This window comes from Paraliomyxa miuraensis (assembly GCF_026337845.1).
GTDB classification, from domain to species: domain Bacteria; phylum Myxococcota_A; class Polyangia; order Nannocystales; family Nannocystaceae; genus Paraliomyxa; species Paraliomyxa miuraensis.
On sequence record NZ_JAOVZF010000163.1, the window covers coordinates 169,129 to 183,148 of the forward strand.

At 68.1% G+C, this 14,020-nt stretch carries 15 protein-coding genes; 1 reads left to right on the forward strand and 14 read right to left on the reverse strand.

Features of this window, described 5'->3' with window-relative positions:
• Positions 1-29: 29 nt before the first annotated feature.
• From OEB96_RS40875 to OEB96_RS40925, 11 genes are all read right to left on the reverse strand, one after another.
• Positions 30-722 carry a LolA family protein gene (locus OEB96_RS40875; protein ID WP_266222363.1) on the reverse strand — a complete coding sequence of 231 codons (693 nt, stop codon included), beginning with the start codon at positions 720-722 and terminating at the stop codon, positions 30-32.
• Positions 723-812: 90 nt separating this feature from the next.
• Positions 813-1,724, reverse strand: a complete 912-nt coding sequence (locus OEB96_RS40880; RefSeq protein ID WP_266222364.1) for an LpxL/LpxP family acyltransferase — start codon at positions 1,722-1,724, stop codon at positions 813-815.
• 8 nt (positions 1,725-1,732) lie between these two features.
• A complete protein-coding gene (locus OEB96_RS40885) occupies positions 1,733-2,485 on the reverse strand; it encodes a glycosyltransferase family 2 protein (RefSeq protein ID WP_266222365.1) in 753 nt (250 codons plus the stop codon).
• Positions 2,482-2,886, reverse strand: a complete 405-nt coding sequence (locus OEB96_RS40890; protein WP_266222366.1) for a hypothetical protein — start codon at positions 2,884-2,886, stop codon at positions 2,482-2,484. Before OEB96_RS40890 ends, OEB96_RS40885 begins: the two co-directional genes overlap by 4 nt.
• Positions 2,867-3,529 (reverse strand): COG4648 family protein, encoded by a 663-nt coding sequence (locus OEB96_RS40895; protein WP_266222367.1) that lies wholly within the window; start codon positions 3,527-3,529, stop codon positions 2,867-2,869. The genes OEB96_RS40890 and OEB96_RS40895 overlap by 20 nt, the downstream gene beginning before the upstream one ends.
• A gap of 110 nt (positions 3,530-3,639) precedes the next feature.
• Complete coding sequence (locus tag OEB96_RS40900) at positions 3,640-3,903, reverse strand: acyl carrier protein (protein ID WP_266222368.1); 264 nt, start codon at positions 3,901-3,903, stop codon at positions 3,640-3,642.
• Positions 3,904-3,909: 6 nt separating this feature from the next.
• A complete protein-coding gene (locus OEB96_RS40905; protein ID WP_266222369.1) occupies positions 3,910-4,227 on the reverse strand; it encodes a phosphopantetheine-binding protein in 318 nt (105 codons plus the stop codon).
• Between the two features lie 23 nt (positions 4,228-4,250).
• Positions 4,251-5,051: a lysophospholipid acyltransferase family protein gene (locus OEB96_RS40910; RefSeq protein WP_266222370.1), complete on the reverse strand. Its 801-nt coding sequence runs from the start codon at positions 5,049-5,051 to the stop codon at positions 4,251-4,253.
• Positions 5,052-5,159: 108 nt separating this feature from the next.
• The gene (locus OEB96_RS40915; RefSeq protein ID WP_266222371.1) at positions 5,160-5,807 is read right to left on the reverse strand and encodes a TetR/AcrR family transcriptional regulator; all 648 of its coding nucleotides are present in this window, start codon (positions 5,805-5,807) and stop codon (positions 5,160-5,162) included.
• Positions 5,808-7,124, reverse strand: a complete 1,317-nt coding sequence (locus OEB96_RS40920; RefSeq protein ID WP_266222372.1) for an ABC1 kinase family protein — start codon at positions 7,122-7,124, stop codon at positions 5,808-5,810.
• Between the two features lie 84 nt (positions 7,125-7,208).
• Positions 7,209-7,598 carry a thioredoxin family protein gene (locus tag OEB96_RS40925; RefSeq protein ID WP_266222373.1) on the reverse strand — a complete coding sequence of 130 codons (390 nt, stop codon included), beginning with the start codon at positions 7,596-7,598 and terminating at the stop codon, positions 7,209-7,211.
• Positions 7,599-7,859: 261 nt separating this feature from the next.
• On the opposite strand from OEB96_RS40925, the gene OEB96_RS40930 reads away from it, so the two are divergent.
• Positions 7,860-9,188 (forward strand): PQQ-dependent sugar dehydrogenase, encoded by a 1,329-nt coding sequence (locus OEB96_RS40930; RefSeq protein WP_266222374.1) that lies wholly within the window; start codon positions 7,860-7,862, stop codon positions 9,186-9,188.
• Between the two features lie 124 nt (positions 9,189-9,312).
• Here the strand turns inward: OEB96_RS40930 and OEB96_RS40935 are convergent, their stop codons facing one another.
• The 3 genes from OEB96_RS40935 to OEB96_RS40945 form a co-directional block, all read right to left on the reverse strand.
• Complete coding sequence (locus OEB96_RS40935; RefSeq protein ID WP_323137483.1) at positions 9,313-11,409, reverse strand: catalase; 2,097 nt, start codon at positions 11,407-11,409, stop codon at positions 9,313-9,315.
• 304 nt (positions 11,410-11,713) lie between these two features.
• The gene (locus OEB96_RS40940) at positions 11,714-12,520 is read right to left on the reverse strand and encodes a hypothetical protein (RefSeq protein ID WP_266222375.1); all 807 of its coding nucleotides are present in this window, start codon (positions 12,518-12,520) and stop codon (positions 11,714-11,716) included.
• Between the two features lie 136 nt (positions 12,521-12,656).
• The gene (locus OEB96_RS40945; RefSeq protein ID WP_266222376.1) at positions 12,657-13,997 is read right to left on the reverse strand and encodes an AAA family ATPase; all 1,341 of its coding nucleotides are present in this window, start codon (positions 13,995-13,997) and stop codon (positions 12,657-12,659) included.
• Positions 13,998-14,020: the final 23 nt, after the last annotated feature.

Genomic DNA, 14,020 nt, shown 5'->3' on the forward strand with positions numbered 1-14,020 from the left:
GCCTCATGCGGGGGCCTCGCACCGAGCGCTCATGCGGGAGGCCGAAACAACTTCGCGGCGACGTCGGCCGGATACTCGCGCCGCGGGTCGACCTCGAAGAACTTCGTGTCCGAGACGTCGCCGCTGGCTTCCTCGATCAGCAGGCGCGTGACGACCTCGCCACGGCCGCTGATCCGCATCTTGGTGACGATGCGAGCCATGCCCTGGGTGCGCGGGCGCAGCTCGAGCGTCCACTCCCCGTCGAGTCCGACCGCGGCGTCCTTGGTGCCGAGCGACAGCTCGAAGTGCTCGGCCAGCGCCTGGCGATCGCCGGCCAGCAGCGAGCGGAAGCTGCCCACGAACGAGCGTGCAGCGGGCTGGGTGCCGAGGTCGATGCGCTCGGAGTGCGGGCCGTCGCTCAGGAAGATCGCATCGCCCACCAGGAGCACCTGGCTCTTGTAGGGGGTCTCGACCGTGCGCAGCAGCTTGCCCGGAGGCATGTAGTGCAGCGTGCCGTGGTTGACCAGCGGCTTGGCGAGCAAGCCGATGGTCTTCTCCTCGGTGAAGCGCGCGTACACGCCAGGCATCGCCCCCAGTCGGGCCATGAGCGCATCGATGTCGTCGCGCTCGGTCGCGGGTGCGGCGACCTCGGCTGGCGTTGGGGGCTCGGCCGCGTCGGCGAGCGGAAGCAGCCCCAGACCGGCGATCAGCAACGCCCCCATCGACCAGCTCTTCGAGTGCATGGGTCTACTTCTCCGTCGGCGGGTCATAGCATACGAGCCCGCTCCATCCCAGGCCAGGGGCCCCCGTGAAGCCAGGCCAGGCGCCAGCGGCTAGAGCTGCCAGAAGTCGTAGAAGTTGAACCAGGACAGCGGCTCGCGGCGAGCGAGCGCCTCGAGCCGCTCGGCATAGTGCATGGCGTGCTCGCGCAGCGCCCCCTCGCGATCGCGCCGGGGCAGGATCACGCGGTCGAACAGGCGCTCGGCGTGGATCTCGTAGCAATCGTCGCCGCGGTAGACCGCCGCCACGAAGTAGACCGGGCACTCGAGCGTGGCCGCCAGCACATAGGGCCCCGTGGGAAACCGCGCATCTCGACCCATGAACGGGACCACGATCGAGCGCTCGCCAGGGGTGCAGCGATCGGCCAGGACGGCGACGTGCTGCCCCTGCTCGAGCCGCTTGCGGATCTCGAAGATCGCGGCGAGGCGGTCCTCCCCCAGATCGATGAGCCGCTCGGGCATCGATGGATCGAGGCGCTCGAGCACGCTCATGAGCATCCGAGAGTTGCGCGTGTCCACGACCGCGTTGACATGGAGCTGCCGCTGCCGCGCCATGCCCCCCATGGCCTCGAAGCTCCCCAGGTGTGCGCCCAGGATCAGCGCCCCGCGGGCGCTGTGCTGGAGCTCGTCGAACAGCTCGACCGGACCGAGGTCCTGCCGTATCGATCCGCCCTTGCCCTGCACGAACAGCAGCCGATCGAGCGCGACCTGACCGAACCGCAGCAGGTGGCGAAACACCACCCGCCGTCCCGCGGGGTGCCCCACCCGCTGCAGGAAGTCGCGCGAGGCTCGGCGCGCCTTGCTCGACGAGAGGTAGAAGTACAGCATCACCCACCACAGGAACGCGCGGCCGACCCGACGGCCTCCCAGGGTGACGGCCCACACGAAGAACAGGATCCCGAGCACCGAGCCGCGCTCGGGAATGCTGAGCCACTGGGGCGACCGCCGTGCGAGCGACTTGGACATCGGGACCGTCAGCCTCCGCCTCGGCCCTTGGAGCGGAACGGACGCAGCAGCCAGCGTACGATGGCCAGCACCGTGAGGCGCGTGTGCATCCACGAGATCAGCAGGTTGTCGGCGCCCATGTGGAAGTGCGACACGCCACCCTCGCTGGCCTGGAGGTAGCGCACACGCGTGGGCAGGTTGACGACGGGCGTGCCGTGCCAGCACAGCCGTACCGCGATCTCGATGTCGAAGTCCATCCGGTTGCCGCGCACGGTGACCGCCTGGGTGTCCGCGACCGGATAGACCCGAAAGCCACACTGGGGATCCGCGATGGCCGAGCTGCCCACCTCGATGCGGGTCCAAAAGCTCGTCAGCCAGTGCCCGAAGTCGCGCCCCGCGGGGCGCGTCTCGTCGAAGCTCGGGGAGGCGAGCACCAGCGCACGGGGCTGCTTCCGGGCGCAGTCGAGGAACCGCGGGATGTCACGCAGCTCGTGCTGCCCATCGGCATCGACCTGGAGCGCGTGGGTGAAGCCGCGCGCGGCCGCCTCGCGCAGGCCCGTCTTCACCGCCGCGCCCTTGCCCCGGTTGTGCTCGTGACGCAGCAACACCACGCCTGACACGTTCGCGAGGCGATCGAGCACCTGCCGGGCCGGCTCGTGCGAGCCGTCGTCGACCACGATCACCACGGGCACGTGCTCGCACACCTGCTCGACCACCCGCTGCACCGTCATGGGGTTGTCGTAGGTCGGAACGAGCGCACAAATGCGAAGGTCGTCGCTCATGCGGGCTCCTGCGCGCCCTCGAACAGCAGCGTTCCCACCGCGCACCGGGTGCCCGGGGCCGAGCCGTCCGTGATGACGATGGTGAAGCGCACGCGCTCGGTGCCCTCGGCTCGGCGCAGCCGCAGCTCGAGGCGATCGCCGGGTCGGATCGGCGCCTGGAACTTGAGCGCGGAGGCCCCTCTCCACGCGCCGAGCCGAGGCCATGCCGAGGCCGCGCGCCCCACCACCTCTCGCAGCTCGACGAACGCGGGCACGATCGGCGAGCCGGGGAAGTGGGCCGCGAGCACGGGCAGCTCCGAGGGCACCGCCAACACGTAGCGGTGCTCCTCGCTTTCGCTGGTCGAGAGCGCGTGGTGCTCGAGCTCGTGCAGGGCGTTGCGGCTATCGTTCGCGTTGGGCATCCGAACCTCCCGTCCTCGGCGGAAGCACCCGCGCCAGCAAGCGGTCGTGCCACCACGTGCCGTAGTCGCGGAACATGGCCTTGCGCACCACGTACTCCACCGCGAACAGACCACCGATCAGTGCGTAGGCGATGACCCCGGTGTAGAGCGTCCACCACGACAGCGGGGCGGACACGGCCAGGCCCAGCGTGATGGCGATGTTGAGCACGAAGAAACAGCACCACACCACCGTGACGCGACGGCAGTAGCGGACCTTCGCCGGCGACAGCTCGGGCTCCTGACGGCGAGCGAGCCGCTCCACGAAGCTCTGCTCGCCTCGCAGCGACCACCCGAACACCAGCAGCAAGCTCCCGCTCACCAGCACGGGCACGGCCTTGATGAACGCGCCCTGCCGCAGCACCGCGGCGAGCACGAGCAAGGCCGCCGCCAGCAGCGACCACCGCAGCGCACCGCCTCCGGCCGGCCCCGCCACGCCCTCCGTCGAGCCGCTGACCCCACGGCTGGCGAGCCTGCGCAGGCCGATCATCCCGCCGAGCAAGGTCAAGAGCACCAAGGCCAGCACGTGGGGAGGCCAGGCCCTCAGCCCCACGTAGACGACCAGGGGATACGTCACGGTGAGGACGGTCCACAGTATCGTCAGCACCAGCCGCACGATCGCTGCGTCTCCGTCCCCTGGCCCATCCCCGAAATCCTCATCACCTCGACCGGACTGGGCTGGGCTGGACTGGCCTGGCAGGGGCTGACCACGGCCACTCAGGCGCTCTCGCCCGACCGCAGCGCGACCACCAGATCGACCACGTCACCCACCGTTCGCAAGCTGCGCAGCGACTCCTCGCCGACCTTCTTGCCCGTGAACTCCTGCAGCTGCACGGCCAAGTCGATGGCGTCGATGCTGTCGAGATCCAGGTCTTCGAACAGGTGGGTCTCGGCGGTGATGGAGCCCGGCTCCAGCTCGAACATCTCCACCATCTTGGCCACCAAGACGTCGAAGACCTCTTGTCGTGATTCGCCGGGCATCGACGGTCAACCTTCCTCGGCCTGCCCTGCGGCCTGCCCGACGGTGGATGCGGCCGGAACGTGAGCGGCAACGTGTGCCGCCAGCGTTCGAACCGAGCCGAAGATCTTGGGCCCTTCCTCGTCGCTCGGCTGGATCTTCACCCCAAAGCGGCGCTCGATCGCCATCGCCAGCTCGAGCGCATCGATGGAGTCGAGGCCCAGCCCGCCTCCGGACCCATCACCAAAGAGCGCGGCATCCGACTCGATCTCGTCGGGCGTGACGTCGTCGAGCATCAGTGCGCTCACGATGACTTGCTTCAGCTCGCGTTCCAGGTGCTCGTGCATGGGTCGGGGGCCGAGACCCAGGGTCATGGAGATGCAACCGCCAGCGACGGGCTCTCCTGGGATGGGCCGGGCAAGGGCACTAGCAGATTTTGGACCGCCTGGGTAGCCGCCCGGGTCGCCTCTCGTCCCGGTGCCACCGTCATCGGCGGGAGCTGCTGCGAAGCGTAGCGGGCGCAAACCAGTGGCATGCGGTGGATGGGCTGCTCCCGGGTGAGGGTGCGCGGGGTGCACGTGATGCGCACGGGAACGATGGGAACGCCCCCCCGCGCTGCGATCTCGAACGGGCCGCGCCGAAACGGCAGTCGATCCCACAGCGGCGTGCGGCGGCACTCGGGGAAGGCCAGCACGGTGTAGCCCCGCTGCAGGCGATCGAGCGCCTCGGCCAGCATGCGCTGGTGCCCACGAACCGAGCCCTCGTGGCCGGCCGGGATGTACCCGCACAGCTTCGACAAGCCGAAGAACATGGGGTTGTCGTAGTACGACTGCTTGACCAGACAAATCACGTGGTCGTAGCGCGCCACCATGGTCACCGTGTCGAGCAGCGTCGGGTGATTGCAGATGATGACGCAGGGCTCGGACATGGTGAGCCCCTCCGACAACGGCCACTCCGTCCGAAACAGCCGCAGCTTGGCCAGCACCCACAAGAAGAAGCGAAACCCGCCCTGAAGCCACGTCTGGCTGCTGCGGATCGCCTGCTCGGGTCCGCCACGGATCCGGGCTTGGAGCCACACCCAGGGGAGGATCAGCCACGACATGACCCCGCCGCCGACGAAGAAGAACACGAACGCAAACGCCGTCCGCAGGACGTGGGAGACGCGATGCATGCAGGCGCGACTCGGGCCGGGATATCACGGCGCGCGGCCGGGTGCCAAGCACCGCGTCGCGCGATGATTCGAACGACGGGTCAGCCAACGGCCATTGCACCAGCAAGTCTACGCACGGCGTTCGGCGCCGCGCTCTCGACCCGGGCGACCGGAGCGACTCGGGCACCAGCGCTCGGCAACGCTCGTGGCCAGCTCCTCGACGGCTCGCTGCACCACATCGGCACCGAGCAGCTCCCGCTGTAGTGAGATCGCGAAGATCGCCGTGAGCACGTCGAACGCCACCTGCGGATCCACCTCGTGACGCAGCCAGCCGCGACGCTTCCACCCGCGCAAGAGCCCGATGAAGTACTCGCGATCCGCCTCCCGATGGGCGGCCAGACGCTCGGGCGGGATCCTCAAGGTGAGCGTCGCGATCGTCTGCGGGTCGAGCAGCAGCCGCAAGAACGGGTGGTCGTCGAGCCGGGTCGCGGTCACCGTGAGCAGCCTGTGCACGGCCTGGCGCCCCGAGGCCGCACGCTCGAGCTCGCGCGCGAGCGAGGCCTTGAACATGGCTTCTTGCTGCTCTTGTACCGCGAGGAACAGCTCCTCCTTCGACTCGAAGAACTGATAGAAGCTGCCCTTGCCGATGCCCGCCTCGCGAGCCAGCTCGGCGATGGTGATCTTGGCCAGGCCCACCCGGCCAAAGCCCGAGCAGCCCGCCTGCAGCAGGCGCTCGCGGATGCGCTCGCGCTCGTCGAGGGTGTGCGCGCGCGGCATCTAGGCCCCGCCTCCGACCGGCGACGAGGCGCCCCGACCGAACCCTTCGTCGAGGCTCGGCGGCACGACGGGCCCATCGAGCAGCTCGTCGAGCACGGGGCGAAACGAGCCCTCGGCCCGCAGGCGCGCCAGGATCGACCACAGCCCCCACTGCAGGCGCGCCACCCAGAGGTAGGCGGGGGGCATCGCGATCGTGCGTGCATTGGGGCTGCGTGGGCCATTGAGCGCGAAGCCCTCGCGCACGTAGGCCTTGTCGAACGAGAACCGCGGCGAGCACAGCGGGCGATGCAGGTGCTCCATGACGGCGAAGAAGTGCTCGTAGTCGAACTTCTTGGGCCGCCCCACCACCCCCAGCGCGACCACGGCCCGGCGAAAGCGGGGGCGATCGTCGTCGCGAACCGCCGCCACCACCTCGCGCAGGGCGTCGACCATGGGGAGCGGCAGCGCTCGCACGCAGCCGAAGTCGAGGAACGCCACCGAGCCCGCCGGCCGGCTCGCGTCGGGCCGGGGGAACACGAAGTTGCCCGGGTGGGGATCGGCCTGGATCACCCCGAGCTGGAGCAGGCTGCGGTAGGAAAAGCGCACCAGGGTGGCTGCGATCGCGTTGCGGCGCACGGGATCGACCTCGGCCTCGAGCGCCGAGAACCCCTCGCCCTCGACCCAGGCGCTGGTGAGCACCGTGCCGGCGCTGCGATGGGTCAGCACCTGCGGCACGCAGACCTCGGGGTCGTCGCCGAACGCCCGGGCGAAGGCGAGCTGCGCCCGGGCCTCCCGCACATAGTCGCACTCTTCGGTCAGCCGCCGTCGGAGCTCCTCGACCATGGCGCGACCGTCGACGGCGCTGGCCATCGAGGCCAGCGACGAGATCCGCCCGACCGCGCGCAGGTCGTCGGTGAACGAGCGCGCGACCCCGGGATACTGCACCTTCACCGCGACCGCACGGCCGTCCACGCGCGCCCGGTGCACCTGTCCGATCGAGGCCGCCGCCACCGGCTCCCAGTCGAACGCCTCGAACGCCGCCTCGAGCTCCATCCCCAGGGCGGCCTCGACGACCGCCCGCACCTCGTCCCCCGGCATGCCTCGCTGCCCCGTCTGAAGCCGTGCGAGCTGCTCCTGGACCTCGTCGGGCAGCGGCACGTCGAGATACGAGACGATCTGGCCGACCTTCATGGCCAGCCCCTTCATCCGATCGAGCTGCGAGGTCAGCTGCTCACCGAGCTGCAGGTCCCGCTCGCCCACCGCACGGCCCAGCAAGCGCCGGCCCGCCAAGCGGCCGGCGGTCCACGCCGCTGCCCACGTCGAAGGCTCGTCGGCCATGAAGACCATATGACCGATATCGGATTATTGGTCAAATACGAATTGCAGCGAAACCCTGGCGGCCCACGGGCGATCTGCGCACGGCTACCCGAACAGCTTGGACAGCAGCCCCGGCTTGCGCTGCGACTTGGCGAGCAGCCACTCGCTCTTCTCACCGAGGGCCTTGGCGGTCATGCGGCCCACGGCGCCGTCGAGGATCCGCCCATCGTGCACGAACAAGAGGGTGGGCACCGCCTTGATGTCGAAGGGTTCGGCGAGTTCGGGATGCGCCATCGTGTTGATCTTGCAAAACCGAACCTCGCCGCGATCGAACTGCTCGGCCACGTGCTCGAAGTCCTTGGCCATGGCCATGCACGGACCGCAGGTGGGCGACCAGAAGTCGATCACCACCGCGCCGCCGCCGGGTTGCATGATCGCCTCGACCTCCTCCTGGGTCTGCAGCTCGTCATAGGGAGCAGTCGCGGTCGCCGTCACGGTTCCCCATCGTACAACGGCATCGCGCTCGAGGCCGCATCGGCGGCCGCGGCTCGGGCGCTCCGGGTCGGAGCCCAGCCCGAGCCGCTCCAGCGCTCCTCACGCAGTCATGGGGCATCGCCGCGCGGTCGTGCGGTGTCGATCCGAGCGGCTGACGACGAGGCACGCGTGGCGGGAGGATCGCCCTCCGCGAACGGCTCGTGAGCCCAGTCGGAGCCCCCGCCGCCTCGCTGGCCGAGTCCTTGCACGAACCTCCCCTTCATGACCGCTTCGTCCCTCCCATGGTCGACCCCACGGCGCCTCGCTCGGAGCGGCATCCTGCTCGCATCGACGATCATTGCGTCGGCCTGCAGCGACGATCCCGGGTCGACCGCCGAGCGGCCGGTGGTCGCGTGCGATGGAGACACGGGCATCACGCTGCCCGAGGGTTTTTGCGCCACCGTGTTCGCCGATGGCATCGGTCGCGCGCGCCACCTGGCCGTCACCCTCTCGGGCGACGTGTTCGTGGCGGTGCTCGAGGCACCCGACGGTGGCCCCGGCCATGTGATGGCCTTGCGCGACGGCGACGGTGACGGTGTGGCCGAGATCGAGGAGAAGCTCGGCGACCGCGGGGTCAACGGCATCGCGTGGCGCAACAACGTGCTCTACGTCGCGGCCGACGATCGAATCGTGCGCTACACGCTGCCCGATGGCGAGCTACGCCCGGCCGACGGCCCCCTCACCGTCGTATCTGGACTGCCCATCGGAGGCGATCACGAGCGCAAGTCGCTCACGTTCGACGCCTACGGCCATTTGCTGGTCAACTTCGGCTCGGCCACCGATGTCTGCCAGGTGAGCAACCGCGAGCCGCTGTCACCGGGCATCGACCCTTGCCCCGAGCTCGACTACCGAGCCGGCATCTGGAGCTTCGACGGCCGGGCCATCGGACAGACCCCGGCCGACGGCTATCGCTACGCCACGGGGATCCGCAACGCCAACGCGATCGCCATGGACCCGAGGACGCGCGACATCTGGGTGGCCCAGCAGGGCCGCGACTCGCTCGCGACCTACTGGCCCCTGCTCTATCCGCCGGAGGCCAATGCGCGACTGCCCGCGGAGGAATTGTTCCGCGTGATCGAGGGCACCGACCATGGCTGGCCCTACTGCTACTACGACGCCGAGCACGAGCGAAAGGTGCTCGGGCCCGAGTATGGTGGCAACGGCCATGTGGTGGGGCGCTGCTACGCGGCCGCGGAGCCCGAGCTCGTGCTGCCAGCCCACTGGGCGCCGCTGAGCATGCGCTTCTATCAAGGCGACCAGTTCCCCGAGCACTACCGTGGAGGTTTGTTCGTGGCCAACCACGGCTCGTGGCACCAGCCCAGCGCCACCAAGCCGCCCGGCTACAACGTGACGTTCTTCCCTCGCGACGACGACGATCTCGACCGGCGCTACGAGACCTTCGCCGATGGCTTCGCGGGCGACGACCGGCCGCTGCCGGAGGCCGCCCGCCACCGCCCGGTGGGCCTGGCCGAGGCACCCGATGGATCGCTCTACATCTCCGACGATCAGGGGGGGAGGATCTGGAGGGTGTACTACCGCGGGCCGCGGTAGCGCCCGTCTTCGGCGCCGCCGGGCCTTCCGGCGGCGCTCGAAGCTGCCACGCGATGAGAAGACCTGGCATGCGCCGTGGGGGTGAACGCAGGGGCCGAGGTCTCGCGGAGCTGCCGTCCTCGAATCAGCCGGTCTGGCGCGCCCAGTGGCGCAGGTCGTGGCAGGCCTCAAGGAAGGCCGCCGCGTCGTCGGCCTTGGTCAGGGCCGTGTAGCCGTCGTCCATGGTCACCCCGGCCGATTCGAATAGCGGCTTGGCGGCCTCGGCGTATGCCACGAACTTGGCGTGGGCGTGGGCATCGCTGATGAAGTCGCGCACGTCGGGGTTGCCGGCGAGCTGCTCGGCGCCCCGCTCGGATACCACCACGGCGACCGCGTCGTAGAGCACGGATGGACCACCCCCGAGCTTCTCCTGGGCATCGACGTGCTTGCCGTCGCTGGCTTCGATGCCGCCTACCCGGGGCGCGACGATCACCACCTCGGCTCCTTCACCCTCGGCGGCGCGGCGCAGGCCGTCGAGCAGCGCGGCATCGGCCCCCTCGCTCACCAGCACGCCGATGACGCGCCCGGCGAACGTGTTGGGAGCATTGCCCACGATGGACAGCGCCGGCGAGGGATCGAGATCGGTCCGGGGCTCGACGGCGGCCGGAGCAGCCGGCGGCAGCGACTCGAGCCCCAGCCCCGCGGCCACCCCCCCGGCGAGGTCCTCGTGGATGTTGCGCAGGTGCGAGACCACGCGAGCGCGGATGGCCTCGGTCTGCACCTTCGACAGCTCGAAGATCAGGGCGTCACGGATGTGGCTCTGCTCGACCTCGACCTGCGATACGTAGAACTGCCGGGCCTGGCTATAGTGGTCGGCAAAGCTCGGGGAGCGCACCCTCTGCCTGGGGCCGGACTCCGGGGCGGGAAACGAGGTGAAGCCCGTGACGGGAGCCTCGCGCGGACCCCCCTGCTCGCCTCCCCAGGAGTTGGGCTCGTAGTTGGCCCGCCCGCTGCGGCTGCGCATGGCCATGTGACCATCTTGCTGAAAGGTATGAACCGGGCACTTGGGGGCGTTGATCGGAATGTGAGTGAAGTTGGGCCCGCCGAGCCGCTCGAGCTGGGTGTCGAGGTACGAGAAGTTGCGCCCCTGCAGCAAGGGATCGTTGGTGAAGTCGATCCCCGGCACCACGTTCTGGGTGCAGAACGCCACCTGCTCGGTCTCGGCGAAGAAGTTGTCGACCATCCGATCGAGCACCAGCCGGCCCACCCGCCGAACGGGTACGAGCTCCTCGGGGACGATCTTGGTCGCGTCGAGGATGTCGAAGTCGAACGAGTCGGCGAATTCCTGGTCGAACAGCTGCAGGCCCAGCTCCCACTCCGGGTACTGGCCCGACTGGATGGCGTTCCAGAGGTCGCGGCGGTGGTAGTCGGGGTCGGCCCCGTTGAGCTTGAGCGCTTCGTTCCACACCACCGACTGCATGCCCAGCTTGGGCTTCCAGTGGAACTTCACGAAGGTCGAATTGCCCCTGGCGTCGACCAGCCGGAACGTGTGCACGCCGAACCCCTCCATGAACCGCAGCGACCTCGGGATGGTGCGGTCGGACATGATCCACATGACCATGTTCATGCTCTCGGGAGTCAGCGAGATGAAGTCCCAGAAGTTGTCGTGCGCGGTCTGAGCCTGGGGAAAGGCTCGATCGGGCTCGGGCTTGGCGGCGTGGATGAGATCGGGGAACTTGATCGCATCTTGGATGAAGAACACGGGGATGTTGTTCCCCACGATGTCCCAGTTGCCCTGCTTGGTGTACAGCTTGACCGCAAAGCCCCGCACGTCGCGGGCGACATCGGGTGACCCCTTGCTCCCGACCACCGTGGAGAAGCGTACGAACGCCGGGGTCTTCTCCCCAGGGCGCTGGAACAGATCGGCGCAGGTGATGCCCGAGAGGCACTCGTAGGTCTCGAAGTAGCCGTGTGCGCCGTAGCCACGAGCATGCACCACCCGCTCGGGGATGCGCTCGTGGTCGAAGTGGAACAGCTTCTCGCGCAAGTGGAAGTCCTCGAGCAGGGTGGGGCCGCGCGCGCCCACCTTGAGCGAGTTCTGGTCGTCGGAGACCGGAACCCCCTGCTGAGTCGTCATCACGGGAACGCCGCCGCCCGCGGTTTGATGGATCTCTCCACCGCTGCCCGTGGTGACCTCCTGGTCGACGGGTCGAGAGGATGCTCGGGTTGCACCTTTGGTCATCGACGCCGTACCCTGCAATGCAGGTGCCAGCGCGAGGCGCCACTGACCGGGCCACGAGCGGCCCTACAGCTTCTTCTGCGGCGACTGGAGCCCGAAGCAACGGTGCGAGACGCCTGGGCGGCCGTGACCGGATCGGGCAGCGAGCCCTCCCGCATGTGCCGTATCGCCCATCTGTCCCATCGCGGGCGCAGTCGCCCTTACCGGCCGGGCGCCCTGCGAGCAGTTCGTGCACCTGTCCCCCGCGAGATTCCCCCCATGGTGCGCGCTGGCCAGCGCGGTCCGGGCGGACCCCGGGACCCAGGGCTCAGCGGCGTGGCGCGAGGAAATCGAAGAAGCTCGCGAGCGGGTGCTCGTGCGGCTCGAGCCTGGCGATGTGCGCGGCGACGTTGAGCGCGAGCTGATCGCGAAAGAACGCCGCGTCGGGGCTCGGCATGCCGAGCTTGGGCTCGGGCACGACCTCCGACCATAGAGGCTTGACCTTGGCCACCGCCAAGAGCGCATTGAGGATCTCTGCATACTCTTGCTCGTCGGCATGCTCGGCTACCGCTCGCCACGATGATCCCAATGCCTGCCCGCTCGAGCACACCAAGCGCTGGCCACCGCTGAAGCGGCGTAGACGTTCGACTACGACCTCGAGCCGCTCGGTGAGTTCGACGTCTTCCTTCAGCCGCTCGGACACCGCCGAGTGGACCACTCGCAAGCTCAAGGGGGCTCCGCGAAAGAACGGAGGGAGGCCATGGGCCCATGCGGCCTCGACCCCGGGGAGGACGAAGAAAGCCTCTTTATGGATCAAGGCCGTTACCCAGATGCGATGGCGCTCGTCGGGCGCGGCCGCGATCGCGCCGTCGCTGTAGAGAGCGGCATGGACGTCCTCGGTCGTCGACCAGGGATAGCCGTCGGGCATTCGCTCGACATGGAGATCGAGATCGATGATCGCATAGAGCTTGTCGGGGGTGAGATACGAGGCGGCAGGGTCCTCGAGGTGCTTGGTACGCAGCATCGCGAACACCGAGAGGACCTGCGAGCGTCCACCGCAGGTGAAGAAGCAGGGTAGCCGATGGTTCTGCCAACGCCTGGGCACGCAGGCACGGTAGAAGTTGGCGTCGGGCATTCGCTCGAGGCGTGCATACATCTGCGGGCTGGGAGGGCGACCATCACGAACCGCGAGGACGTCCCCCTCACAGAGCACTACGATCCGGTTCCGGATCCGCGGAGATCTCAGGATCGCCGCCACCAGTGCCTGCTGGTCATCCATCCCGAGGCTCGGGGTCCCCTGTCTCGGTCGAGGTCGTCGAGCTCCACCGCAGCTTGGGCCGCAGCTCACGAACGTGGCGTGGCGTGAGCGCCTGACAGACCTCGTAGGAATGGGTCGCGAGGAGGAATTGCGTATTCGGGGCCCATTCCTGGAGATCGCGGACGATCCCCGCTTGCCAGTCGGGGTGGAACGAGGTCTCGATCTCGTCGATCAGCACCAGGGCATCGTGGGCGCGGTTGGCCCGCAGCCAAGCATAGATCATGAGGCGCTTGAGCTCGCCCTGGGAGAGATCCTCGGGGCTGAGCACGACCTCGTGGCCCCCTTCGCTGATGACGAACTCGACACCCGAGAGGTCCTCGATGGGGCGGACCTCTTTGCCGACGAGTAGCCTGTTGACCTGCTGCAAGAGGGCATTGTAGCTATTTCCGTAACTTCCGGTCTTGACGACACCCTTGAAGTCCTCGTCCCTGGCTGAAGCGAAGAGCCGAATGAGCGGCTCGACGGAGAGCCAGTCATACGCATAGAAGCCGGCCATGTCCTCTTCGGCATCACTGAGATTCGACAAATACTCGAACTGCGGACGCTCCTCGTCCTCATCCTCCGGTTCGCACCTCGTGGTCAGCATCCGACGAGCCGCCATGTCCAGGAAGAGGTATTGTTGACTGGATGGCCCCAGCAAGAATACCCTCGAAGACGCAGCACGAAGACGGGCTTCGGTAGCCGAGGAACTCTGCCCTTGCACATGGCAAATCAATGCGCGCGTTTCGGCCCCGGCAGACGTCGAGCGTTCATAGGCCGTGACATAGTGATAGTTGAGGGCGACCCATAGCCCCCGCATGCGTCGGAGATCCTCCTGCAGCGCCTCACGATCTTGAGCTGAGATTTCGATCTTGCGCTTTCCGTTTTGGAACGACTCTCGGTAGAATTTCAGCAGCTCATCCTGGTCTTCGGCCTGAATGTGCTCCAGCACCGCAGCGGTCTTGAACCCGAGGCGAGGAGGGCCTTCGAGCTTCCGGCCAAGGAATCCGTAACCGAGCTCGATGAATTCGAGAGTGTGCGACTTCCCCTCGATCCTCAGCGTCAGGCGCGCAATGAGGCGCTCATCCTCATCACCAGTGTAGGAATCGCTGGAGAGAAGGTTTGCGAGATACGGAATGCGTCTCTCGTCGGCGCTACAGTGCAGCAGCGCGAACACGAGTTGCAGCAGCGTGCTCTTGCCCCCACCATTCTCGCTCCCAATCGGAAAGATCTGCGGGTCGTACGCCTCCCCGAACTCCAGGACCACGTCGCGAAGGACTCGAAAGGCGGGGATCTCGATCTTCTCGACGTGCATCCGGTGGGTCTCCTCTCGAGTGC

Excerpts from the sequence above, each read along its gene's own strand:
- OEB96_RS40875 (WP_266222363.1), bottom strand. The coding sequence starts at position 722 with ATGCACTCGAAGAGCTGGTCGATGGGGGCGTTGCTGATCGCCGGTCTG.
- OEB96_RS40880 (WP_266222364.1), bottom strand. The coding sequence starts at position 1,724 with ATGTCCAAGTCGCTCGCACGGCGGTCGCCCCAGTGGCTCAGCATTCCC.
- OEB96_RS40885 (WP_266222365.1), bottom strand. The coding sequence starts at position 2,485 with ATGAGCGACGACCTTCGCATTTGTGCGCTCGTTCCGACCTACGACAAC.
- OEB96_RS40890 (WP_266222366.1), bottom strand. The coding sequence starts at position 2,886 with ATGCCCAACGCGAACGATAGCCGCAACGCCCTGCACGAGCTCGAGCAC.
- OEB96_RS40900 (WP_266222368.1), bottom strand. The coding sequence starts at position 3,903 with ATGCCCGGCGAATCACGACAAGAGGTCTTCGACGTCTTGGTGGCCAAG.
- OEB96_RS40905 (WP_266222369.1), bottom strand. The coding sequence starts at position 4,227 with ATGCACGAGCACCTGGAACGCGAGCTGAAGCAAGTCATCGTGAGCGCA.
- OEB96_RS40910 (WP_266222370.1), bottom strand. The coding sequence starts at position 5,051 with ATGCATCGCGTCTCCCACGTCCTGCGGACGGCGTTTGCGTTCGTGTTC.
- OEB96_RS40915 (WP_266222371.1), bottom strand. The coding sequence starts at position 5,807 with ATGCCGCGCGCGCACACCCTCGACGAGCGCGAGCGCATCCGCGAGCGC.
- OEB96_RS40920 (WP_266222372.1), bottom strand. The coding sequence starts at position 7,124 with ATGGCCGACGAGCCTTCGACGTGGGCAGCGGCGTGGACCGCCGGCCGC.
- OEB96_RS40930 (WP_266222374.1), top strand. The coding sequence starts at position 7,860 with ATGACCGCTTCGTCCCTCCCATGGTCGACCCCACGGCGCCTCGCTCGG.
- OEB96_RS40935 (WP_323137483.1), bottom strand. The coding sequence starts at position 11,409 with ATGACCAAAGGTGCAACCCGAGCATCCTCTCGACCCGTCGACCAGGAG.
- OEB96_RS40940 (WP_266222375.1), bottom strand. The coding sequence starts at position 12,520 with ATGCCCGACGCCAACTTCTACCGTGCCTGCGTGCCCAGGCGTTGGCAG.
- OEB96_RS40945 (WP_266222376.1), bottom strand. The coding sequence starts at position 13,997 with ATGCACGTCGAGAAGATCGAGATCCCCGCCTTTCGAGTCCTTCGCGAC.